Source organism: Rhodococcus sp. C-2 (genome assembly GCF_027854095.1).
GTDB classification, from domain to species: Bacteria; Actinomycetota; Actinomycetes; order Mycobacteriales; family Mycobacteriaceae; genus Rhodococcus_F; species Rhodococcus_F qingshengii.
Genome location: NZ_JAQGFI010000010.1, coordinates 299,526 through 310,685, shown reverse-complemented (window position 1 = coordinate 310,685; position 11,160 = coordinate 299,526). Strand labels below are relative to the sequence as shown.

Here is an 11,160-nt window from a genome sequence, read left to right as displayed (position 1 = left end):
GAACCGCACCGCAACCCGATCACCAAACCGCGCAGCAGCATCATCGAACCACGCCGACAACGTCGAATCCACACCACGATCGATCTGGCCGGCACTGAAGCGGGACAGCAGGTTTCGTTCTCCATCGACCAAGATGTCAACGTCACCCACCGCTACGGTGGGATCAGCAGTCACCGCACGGAAGGTCCTTACCAGCCGATCACCGAATTCCACAACGGTCGACTCGTCGAACAGATCCGTCGCATACGTCAAAGAGGCGGACATTCCGGCGGGTGCGCCGGCCTCGTCGGTTCGTTCGGTCAGGGTCAACTGGAGGTCGAATTTCGCCAGCGCAAGATCGGCACTTTCGATCGACACTTCGAGGTCGCCCAGTTCGAGCGTTGTCTGTTCGTGGTTCTGGAACGTCAATGCCACCTGGAACAGCGGATGACGAGCCTGCGAACGAACCGGATCGAGAACCTCCACCACACGCTCGAACGGAACATCCGCATGCGCGAACGCCTGTAGATCCACTTCACGCGCCGAAGCCAACAGATCCGTGAACGACATCGACGGATCAACCTCGGTACGCAACACCAAAGTGTTGACGAACATACCGATCAGATCGTCGAGCTGCGCCTCACCGCGACCCGCGATCGGTGTACCGATCGCGATGTCGGTCGTTGCGGACAAACGAGAAAGTACGACGGCGAGCGCTGCGTGAACAACCATGAATGGTGTCGAGTTACTGCTGTGCGCAATCGAATTGACAGCTTCGTGCAGGGTGGCGTCGATATCGAACTCGACCTCGGCTCCGCGCCCTGAAGCGACCTCGGGACGAGGACGATCGGCAGGCAGATCCAACTGCTCCGGAAGATCAGCCAACGCATCCGACCAGAACGCAATCTGCTTCGCGATCACGGACCGCGGATCGTCCTCGGACCCGAGAACCTCACGCTGCCACAACGAATAGTCGGCGTACTGCACCGGCAACGGCGTCCAAGCCGGCACCGACGCTCGTGTACGTGCTTCGTAGGCAACCATCACGTCACGGGTCAACGGACCCATCGAGAAACCGTCGGTCGAGATGTGATGCACGACGAACACCAGAACGTATTCGCTGTCGCCGACTTTGAAGAGCTTGGCGCGCAACGGGACTTCGGACGTCACGTCGAAGCCGACTGTCGCCAGCTCGGCGACGCCCGCAGCCAGGCGATCTTCCGTGATCGACACGGGGCTGAGGTCGACGACAACGTCTTGGACGTCGAGGACGTCCTGATAGCCGACGCCGTCGACGTCTGGATACACAGTTCGCAGTGATTCGTGTCGGCCCACGACATCGATCACGGCGGCGTCAAGAGCTGCCACATCGAGGGCGCCCGAAATCCTGATCGCCGCCGGGACGTTGTTCACTGCCGACGCGGGTTCGAACCTGTTCAGGAACCACATGCGCTGCTGTGCCAACGAAAGTGGGATCCGAGCTGGCCGGGGCTGCTGCACCAGTGGGGCGGTGGCGCCCGAACCGGCGTGCAGCTCGAGCCGGACGGCGAGTGACTGCACGGTCGACGCTTCGAAGAGCGCACGAACCGGAACGCTTGTGTCGAGCGCCTCTCCCAGCCGAGCGGCGACACGGGTCGCGATCAACGAGTTGCCGCCGAGTTCGAAGAAATCGTCGTCGCGGCCAACCTGTGCGACTCCGAGAACTTCGGAGAACACCTGCGCGACAGTCTCTTCGACGGTCGTGATCGGCGCCTGGTACACCTTGGACTCGAACACGGGCGAGGGCAGAGCCTTGATGTCCGTCTTGCCCGCGGTGGTCAACGGAATCGAATCGAGTACCAGTACCGAGTCGGGGACCATGTAGCCGGTCAGGAACGTCGACACCGACTCGATGACCTGTGCGGGATCCACCTCGGCGCCGGCCTGCGGCACGACGTATGCAACGAGACGATCTCCGAAGTGATCGTCGGAACGAACGAGAGCAACAGCTTGCGCAACGCCCGCGCAACGGGTCAGCGCGGCCTCGATCTCGCCGAGTTCGATACGGAACCCACGGATCTTGACCTGGAAGTCACTGCGGCCCACGTACTCCACTGCGCCACCGTCGATCCACCGGACCACGTCACCCGTGCGGTACAGCCGCTCTCCCGGCGCCCCGAACGGGTCTGCGACAAAACGACCCGCTGTCAATGCCGGCTGTCCCAGGTATCCACGAGCGACCTGAACACCCGACACGTACAACTCACCTGCGACACCAACCGGAACGGGCTGCAAGCGGCCGTCCAAGATCCGCGCGGCCATTCCCCGAATCGGGCCGCCGATGTTCATACGATCAAACGCGGTCAGCGTATCGCTGATGTTCGAGGCGACTGTCGACTCCGTCGGACCGTACGCATTGAAGAATCCACGCACACCGCCATCCGGAAGCGGCACCGCCCACTTGGCAACGAGAGACCGCGAACTGGCTTCGCCACCGACGACAACCACCCGCAACGCGTCGAGCCCGCTCGGATCCACTGATGCCAGCGCAGCGGGCGTCACGAACGCATGCGTCACGCCCTCCGAGCGCAAGATCTCGGCCAATTCCGCGCCGCCGTACACCGTCGTCGGCGCAATCACCATCGTCGATGCTGCGCCGAATGCCATCAGCAACTCGAGAACAGAAGCATCGAAACTCGGCGAGGCGAAATGCAGCGTTCGAGCATCCGCGGTCAGCGCATAGCGCTCGACCTGCTCGGCGCAGAAGTTCGCCACACCCGCATTGGTGACCACAACGCCCTTGGGCAGACCCGTGGTGCCAGAGGTGTAGATGACGTAAGCAGGCTGCCGCTCGTCGATCGCACTGCGTCGATCCGAATCACTCACCGGCGCGCAAGATTCTGCCGCGCACGCCGCCACTGTCTTCTCGTCGTCGAGAACAACCCACGTCAACGCCGACGGCAATCCTGCCTCGACGTCACTGAGCGCAAGACCCAGCACCGCACCGGAATCGGAGATCATGTGGGCGATACGGTCAACCGGATACGTCGGGTCGACGGGCACGAATGCAGCACCCGTTTTCACCACTGCCCACAGAGCGAGAACCGAATCGGCGGAACGCGGAATCGCGATCGCGACCCGATCCTCCGGCCCGACGCCCTTCTCAATCAGAACACGAGCGAGTCGCGACGACCGCTCGTCGAGTTCGCGGTAGCTGATTGACTGACCGTCGAAGCGAATCGCATCCGCCGACGGATCCAAAGCGGCCGCCGCTGTGAGGATCTCGACCAGGGTTCCCGAGACCGACTGACCTCCATGAACATCGGCCAGCACACCCCGCTCGGCCGCATCGAGAATGTCGATGTCACCGACGACAATCGAGGGAACCGACACGACAGTCTCGAGGATACGAACCAGACGCCGAGCAAACCCCTCGACCGTCGAAACGTCGAACAGATCTGCAGCAAACGTGAATTCGGCCGAGAGCCCTTGCTGGATCCCGTCTTCGCCGATCGACTCTGTCACTGCGAGTTCGAGGTCGAACTTGGCAGTGGTCGTGTCGATTTCGGCGGCCTTGATCGCCAGTCCCGGCAGTTCCAATGCCGTTTGCGCGAGATTCTGCAAGGACAGCACGACCTGGAACAGCGGATGTCTGGCCTGCGACCGGGCGGGAGCCAAGACGTCCACCAACCGCTCGAAGGGCACGTCCGAGTGAGCGAACGCTCCGAGCGCAGAATCACTCGCCGCAGCCAGCAGATCCGTGAATGCCTGGGCCGGGTCGACCTCGGTCCGCAGAACAAGCGTGTTGACGAACATGCCGACGAGATCGTCGAGCGCCTCGTCGCCACGACCGGCAACGGGAGTGCCCACGGCGATGTCCGAGGTTCCGCTCAGTCGGGCCATCAGAACGGCAAGCGCCGAGTGCAACGCCATGAAGAGCGTCGCGTTGTTCTCCCGTGCCAGCGCGTCCAATCGACGGTGCACATCCCCGGAGATCTCGAACGCGAATCGCTCGCCGCGCATCGACGCCACATCAGGCCGAGACCGGTCCGACGGAAGCTCGATCACGTCCGGTAGGTCTGCCAGAGTCTCGGTCCAGTACGAGATCTGCTGCGAGATCAGTGATTCCGAGTCGTCTTCCGAGCCCAGAACCTCACGCTGCCACAACGAATAGTCGGCGTACTGCACAGTCAACGGCTGCCACGCCGGCGCGATCCCGTCCTTGCGTGCCGAGTAGGCAATCATGACATCGCGAGCCAGGGGCGCCATCGACCAACCGTCAGCGGCGATGTGATGAACCACGATCGCAAGGGTGTGCTCGGTGTCGCTGACCGTCAACAGGCGGACACGGATCGGCACGTCGACGGTGACGTCGATCGCTGAGGATCCGATTGCAGCGACTCGACTTTCGAGCTCGTCCTGATCCGAAACCGACTCCACGGTCAGCCCGCCGAACGCCTCCGAGAGCGACAGAATCGACTGCTTCGGTCCGGAAGCCCCGTCCGGATATACCGTTCGGAGCACCTCATGCCGGGCCAGTACGTCCTCCAGCGCCATTTCCATCGCGGCAGTATCGAGATGACCAGTCAGGTGCAGAGCAAAAGTGATGTTGTAAGCAGCTGAGTCGGTGTCGAAGCGGTTCAGGAACCACATGCGCTGCTGCGCCAGCGACAACGGAATTTCCGCGGGACGCACCTGTGCGACGAGCGCCTTCTGCCCGCCGCTACCTACGTGCGACTCGATGTGTGCGGCGAGCGCCTCGACGGTGGAAACGTCGAATAGCGTTCGCACCGGCACCGTAGTGTCGAGCGCCCGCCCCAATCGGGAGGTGACCTGAGTGGCCACCAGGGAGTTGCCACCGAGTTCAAAGAAGTCGTCGTCGAGGCCGACTCGTTCCACTCCGAGAACATCCGCAATCACCTGCGCGACAATCTCTTCCACCGGCGTGGTGGGTGCACGAAACTCGCGGACCTCGAAAACAGGCTCCGGCAAAGCCCGGCGATCCAATTTGCCCACCGGGGTCAACGGAACCTCAGCGAGTTCCATGATGACGGACGGAACCATGTAGCTCGGCAGAGCCTCCGCCACGAACGAGGCGAGCACGTCCCGATCGAAACTCGACCCGTCAGCCAGTTCGACGTAGGAAACGAGGGTTGTGACACCCGCCGCGCCTTCGCTTCCGACCGTCACCGCGAAGCGCACAGACTCGTGCGAGGACAGAACTGCGTCGATCTCACCGAGTTCGATACGGAATCCGCGAACCTTGACCTGGAAGTCACTGCGGCCGACGTATTCGAGAACCCCCGCGTCACCGCGCGCGTCTCCGCCGGTCCAGCGCACGACATCGCCGGTCCGGTACATTCGCTCGCCATCCGGCGAATACGGGTTGGCGACAAACCGTTCCGCAGAAAGGCCTCGCCGCTCATGGTAGCCGCGAGCCAATGCAGCGCCCGCAAAGTAGAGCTCTCCCCTGGTACCGACTGGAACAGGATGCAGACGCTCGTCGAGTACCAGTGCCGACATGCCCTCGACGGGACGCCCGATGTCGATCGATCGGCCGATCGCGAGATCGCCGAACGACGAGATGATAGTGGTCTCGGTCGGACCATACCCATTGAAGTAGGCGCGCCCTGGGGCCCATTTCGCCAGCAACTCGGGAGTGGTCACGTCACCGCCGACGGAGACGACTCGCAATTCAGGCAGCTCTGCCGGCTCCATGGTCCCGAGTACTGCGGGAGTGATGATCGCGTGTGTGACCTTCTCGGAATGAAGAAGATCCGACAACTCGTGTCCACCGATAATTGTCGACGGAACGATCACCAAAGTTGCACCCGCGGAGAAGGCGACCATCCATTCGAGTACCGACGGGTCGAAGCTCGGTGAACAGATATGGAGGAAGCGCGAGGACTGTTCTACCCCGTAGCGACGCTGTGCTGCGTCTCTGACGCCACGGAGTCCACCGTGAGTGACGCTGACACCCTTCGGTTTTCCCGTGGAACCGGATGTGTAAATGACATATGCAACGTGAGAACTGTGAATCGGAGCGATTCGGTCCTCGTCCGTGACCGGCGCTGAAGATTGCGCCGACAGTTCTCCGTTCAGCGCCTGGCCGTCAAGGACCAACCATTCTGTGACCGCAGGAAGCTGATCTACGAACTGTCCCGACGTGAGTCCGATCGCGGCCGAAGAATCGGCCAGCATGTGCCGGACACGATCTTCCGGATAACTCGGGTCGACTGGGACGTATGCCGCCCCTGACTTCGCCACCGCCCATACTGCACAGACCATCTCGTACGAGCGAGGAAAGGCGAGAGCAACAATGGTCTCGGGGCCGGCGCCACGTCCGATCAGAACCCGTGCGAGCTTCGACGACTGCTCATCGAGCTCTCGATAGGTGATCGATCGACCCTCGAAGCGCACAGCAACCGAATCCGCCTCAGCCGTGCCGGACAGGAAGATGTCGACGAGACTCTGCCGGGGCATCGTGTCATCCGCGGCTACGACCGTCAGATCGGTGCGCTCGGAGCGTGAGAGCAGGTCGATATCGCCGACGATCGTTTCAGGTCGGGTAGCCACGGCATCGAGGATGCGCACGAACCGAGTAGCGAAAGTGTTCACCGTGGCCGGATCGAACAGGTCCGTGGCATAGGTGAAGGTGGCGCTCAAGAGGTCCGAGTCTTCGCTGCCTTCAGGATTCTCGGACACCATGAGCTCGAGATCGAATTTGGCGACCGGTACTTCCAATTCAGCTGCAACTGCTTTGACACCTGAGAATTCCAGTTCGCGTCGTCCACTGATCTCCGCAGTGAGCGCAACCTGGAACAGCGGGTGACGAGCCTGCGAACGCGCCGGACTCAGGACTTCGACCAACCGCTCGAACGGCACATCGGCATGCCCGTAGGCAGACAAGCCCGATTCCCTTACCCGAGCGAGCAACTCTTCGAATCGTTCGTTCGGATCGACCTCGGTGCGAAGCACCAGGGTGTTCACGAACATGCCGATCACGTCGTTGAGCGCTTGATCGCCTCGCCCACCGATCGGGGCACCGATCGCGATGTCGGAGGTACCACTGAGCCGGCTCAACAGCGTTGCATACGCCGCCTGCAACACCATGAACAGAGAGACGCTCCTCGAGCGCGCCAACTCGTTCAACTTGCGCGTCGTGCGTTCGCTGATCTGAAAATGGTGCTTGGCGCCGTGATTGGACGCGATGGCAGGACGAGGTCGGTCGGTCGGCAGATCCAACTGATCCGGCAGATCGGCAAGTGCCCGGCGCCAGAAGTTCATCTGGCGAGACGACTCCGAGCGCGGGTCTTCGTCGGATCCCAGTGCTTCGCGCTGCCACAGGGCGTAGTCGGCGTACTGAATTGGCAGCGGCGTCCACGCCGGCGCAGACTTCTCACTTCGCGCCGAGTAGGCGACGAGAAGGTCACGTGCGAGCGGACGGAACGACAGTCCGTCTGCAGCGATGTGATGGAGAACCATCACCAGGACGTAGTCCGTCGGAGACACCTCGAAGAGGGCAACCCGTACCGGGATTTCGAGCGTCACGTCGAAGCCGCGAGACGCCACGTCGAACAGCGCCGCGTCGAGATGCGAATTCCGAATCTTGACCGGATTCAACTCCACCGCGGCCCGGTCGACCGGCAGAACCAGCTGTTGCGCGGTTCCGTCGACATCAGGGTAGATCGTCCGCAAGGACTCGTGTCGCTCGAGAAGATCCATCACCGCGGCATGCAGGGCGGACGGGTCCACCGAACCGGTGAGCCGGACCGTGAACGGAAGATTGTAGGCGGGCGTCGACGGATCGAGACGGTTGATGAACCACATGCGCTGCTGCGCAAGCGAGAGCGGGACGACCTCGGGACGAGGCTTGGCGATCAGCGGGGTGAGCTGCCTGGCGTTGCCCGCCACCGACTCGGCGCGGGCCGCCAGGGTGGCGACCGTGGTGGATTCGAAGAGCTCTCGAACGCCGAGTTGCACTCCCAATGCCGAACCCACTCGCGTCACTAATTGTGTTGCAACCAGAGAGTTTCCACCGAGCTCGAAGAAGTCGTCATCGATACCGACGCGCTCGACACCGAGAACGTCGGCAAACACGTCCGCCACGATGCGTTCGATTTCGGTGCGGGGCTCGCGGTACTGCTTCGCACTCGCGAACACCGGCTCGGGCAACCCGGCACGATCCAATTTGCCACTCGTGTTGAGCGGCAACGCATCGAGCACCATCAACGCGGCCGGAACCATGTACGACGGGAGGCTTCGGCCGGCGAACTCACTGAGCACCGCAGCATCGATGTTTCGGCCTGGACCCGGCACGACGTAGCCGACCAATTGATCACCGGTCGGGGTGACGGTCACCAAAACGACAGCCTGCGAAACGTCGGGGTGCGCCAGAAGGACGGTCTCGATCTCGCCGAGTTCGATGCGCTGCCCGCGGAACTTCACCTGGAAGTCTGTACGCCCGATGTAGTCGAGATTTCCGTCCTCACGGCGACGAACGAGGTCGCCGGTCCGGTACATACGCTCACCGGCCGTGCCGTACGGATTGGCTACGAACCGATCCGAGCTCAGGTCCGGTCGACCAACGTATCCGCGCGCGAGTTGAACGCCGGCGAGATAGAGCTCACCCGGCTGCCCGATGGGGGTCGGGCGAAGTTGTCCGTCCAGTACGTGCGCCTGAGTGTTCCACTGCGGCATACCGATCGGCACGGAAGTAGTATCCGTGGCCACGGCCTCGTAGTACGTGACCGATACCGCGGCTTCGGTCGGACCGTACAGGTTGTGCAGTCCGGCTCCACAGAGTTCGCGGAAGGCGGAAGACGTCTCGGGCGGGAGCGCCTCGCCGATGACAAACACGTGGCGCAACGAATCACAAGATCCGGCAGGTGCATTCGCAGTGAACAGCGTGAGCATGGATGGCACGAAGTCGGTGATCGTGACGCCGAGCTCCGCGATCTTGTTCGCCACGTAGATCGGGTCTCGATGACCGTCCGGAGTCGCGACGACGAGCGTGGCGCCGACCTGCAACGGCATGAAAAATCCCCACAGCGACACGTCGAATGTCGTAGCGGTCTTCTGCAGGTAGATGTCCGACGCCGAAAGCCCGTACTCGGCGTTCATCCACTGAAGCTGATTGTTGATCGCCGCGTGAGTGACCGCGACACCCTTGGGTCGACCGGTCGAACCCGAGGTGTAGATCACGTACGCAGTGTTCGAGAAATGCAAGGGAGACAGGCGATCCGCGTTGACGATCGGCCTGCTGTCGAGCTGCCCATAGTCCAGTGTGTCGATCTCGATGACCCGTGTGCCCGAGGGCAGATCCACGTCGTCCCGCGCAGTGGTCACAACACACGTGGGCTGCGCCGACTCGAGAATGTAGGCGGTGCGGTCGGCTGGGTGGTCGGGATCCACCGGTACCCAGGCTCCGCCGGCCTTGGCAATCGCGTACAGACCGACCATCAAGTCCAAAGACCTGCGGATCGACAGTCCTACAAGCGATTCGGGCCCAACACCCATGGCGATGAGTTGACGAGCCAAACCATTTGCGCGAGAGTCGAATTCGGCGTACGTGAGGCTGGCGCCTTCGAAAATGACAGCGGTGGCATCGGGAGTTCTCTCGACCTGACGCTCGAATGCTTCGGTGATGGTCTGCGAGGCAACGTGGAAGCCGGTGCGGTTCCACAAGGCAACCTTGTTTCGCTCCTCGTCGGTTGCGACAGGAAGATCCCAGACCTTGCGGCTCGTTTCGGCCGAGACGAACTTCTCGAGAAACTCTACGAACCGCGAGTGATTTCGCTGGGCGTCCGCGGGCGCGTACAGATTGGGATTCGACTCGAAGTCGATGTGTGTGCGGGTATCGCCGACGCTCTGATACAGGTTGACACCGAGGTCTTCGATCAAACCCGTGGACAAGATGTGAAGTTCGCCGACGAGGGGCCCGAACGCCAACTCGGTGGAAAACATCATGATGTTGATCCACGGGCCGAAGAATCCGCCCCGGCCCGGCCCGTCACCGCCGCGAACCATGTCCTCGTGTCGGTATCGCTGGTGGCGCAGTGCGCCGGACATTTCGTTCCTGACGTCGTCCAGAAGCTCCTGGACGGTGGTGTCCGCAGTGACGGTCAGTCGCAGCGGCACGACGTTGGAGACCATGCCTCCGGATCGACGCAGCACGGCTGTTGTTCGACCGGAAACGGGCAGACTCAGCGACACGTCCTCTCGCCCGGTCATCTGAGCGAGGTACGCCGCAAACGCCGCGACGACAGTGCCGGCAACAGTGGTCTTCTCGATGCGCTCGAGGAACCGCCCGAGCAGAGCCTCGACGTGGTTGGACAGCGCTGCACTGTCGATCCGACTGACTGGAGCCGGCGCGGCACTTCGACCCGCGAGGCTCGAGATCTCGTCGAGATTCTCGATCTTGTCTGCCCAGTACTTGCGATCGGTTTCGAAACGACTCGACTGGCGGTACTTGTTGTCCACCTCGTAGACGTTCCGGAGATCGGAGGCCTCACTCGGCTCCGGATCCCGGCCCTCCACGCGCGCCGAGTACAGCTCCGCCACACGAGTGACGAACGTCGACGCACCGAATCCGTCGAGAATTGTGTGGTGGACCCGCGTGTACCAGTAGTAGCGATTCTCGCCGAGCCGCAGGATCGTGGCAGAGATCAAGCGGTCCGTGAGCATGTCGATCGGCCGGCTGCGATCTGCTCGCATCCACCGCATGGCAGCGTCGTGCGAGTCGTCTTCACTACGAAGGTCGACGTAACCGACCGAATCATCGAGTGTGGGGTCGATGATCTGGTAAGGCTGGGCGTCGATCTCGAAGATCCGGACGAAGGCCGACCCGATTTCGCGACCGGCGTCTGCGCAGGCCTGGCGAAGGGCGTCAAGTTCCAGAGCACCACGGAGTTCGACGTACTGAGCGATGTTGACCGGAACGGCGGGATCGAGGTGTTGCGCGAACCACATACCGAGCTGGGCCGCGGAAAGCGGGAATGCGTCGGATCGCTGAACGTCTTCCGGCGAGCTGCCGACCTCCGGCTTGCCGCTCCCCAGTTCTCCGTTACCCAGCGAATTCACGCCCACAGCCTCTCTTCCACACCATTGCGCACCCGTGCGAGCCGAACGTCCGATTCGCAGCAGCTACCGACCTCATCCAACCTCGACGAGCCAGAACCACCCATTGTCTCCGATACATAG

The 11,160-nt window shown here is 62.3% G+C and carries 1 protein-coding gene; it reads right to left on the bottom strand.

The genetic code is table 11. The annotated features are described in order from the left end of the window. Positions 1–11,040: non-ribosomal peptide synthetase (locus PCS43_RS22430; protein WP_270923120.1), on the bottom strand; the 11,040-nt coding region annotated here is incomplete at its 3' end. Positions 11,041–11,160 lie beyond the last annotated feature (120 nt).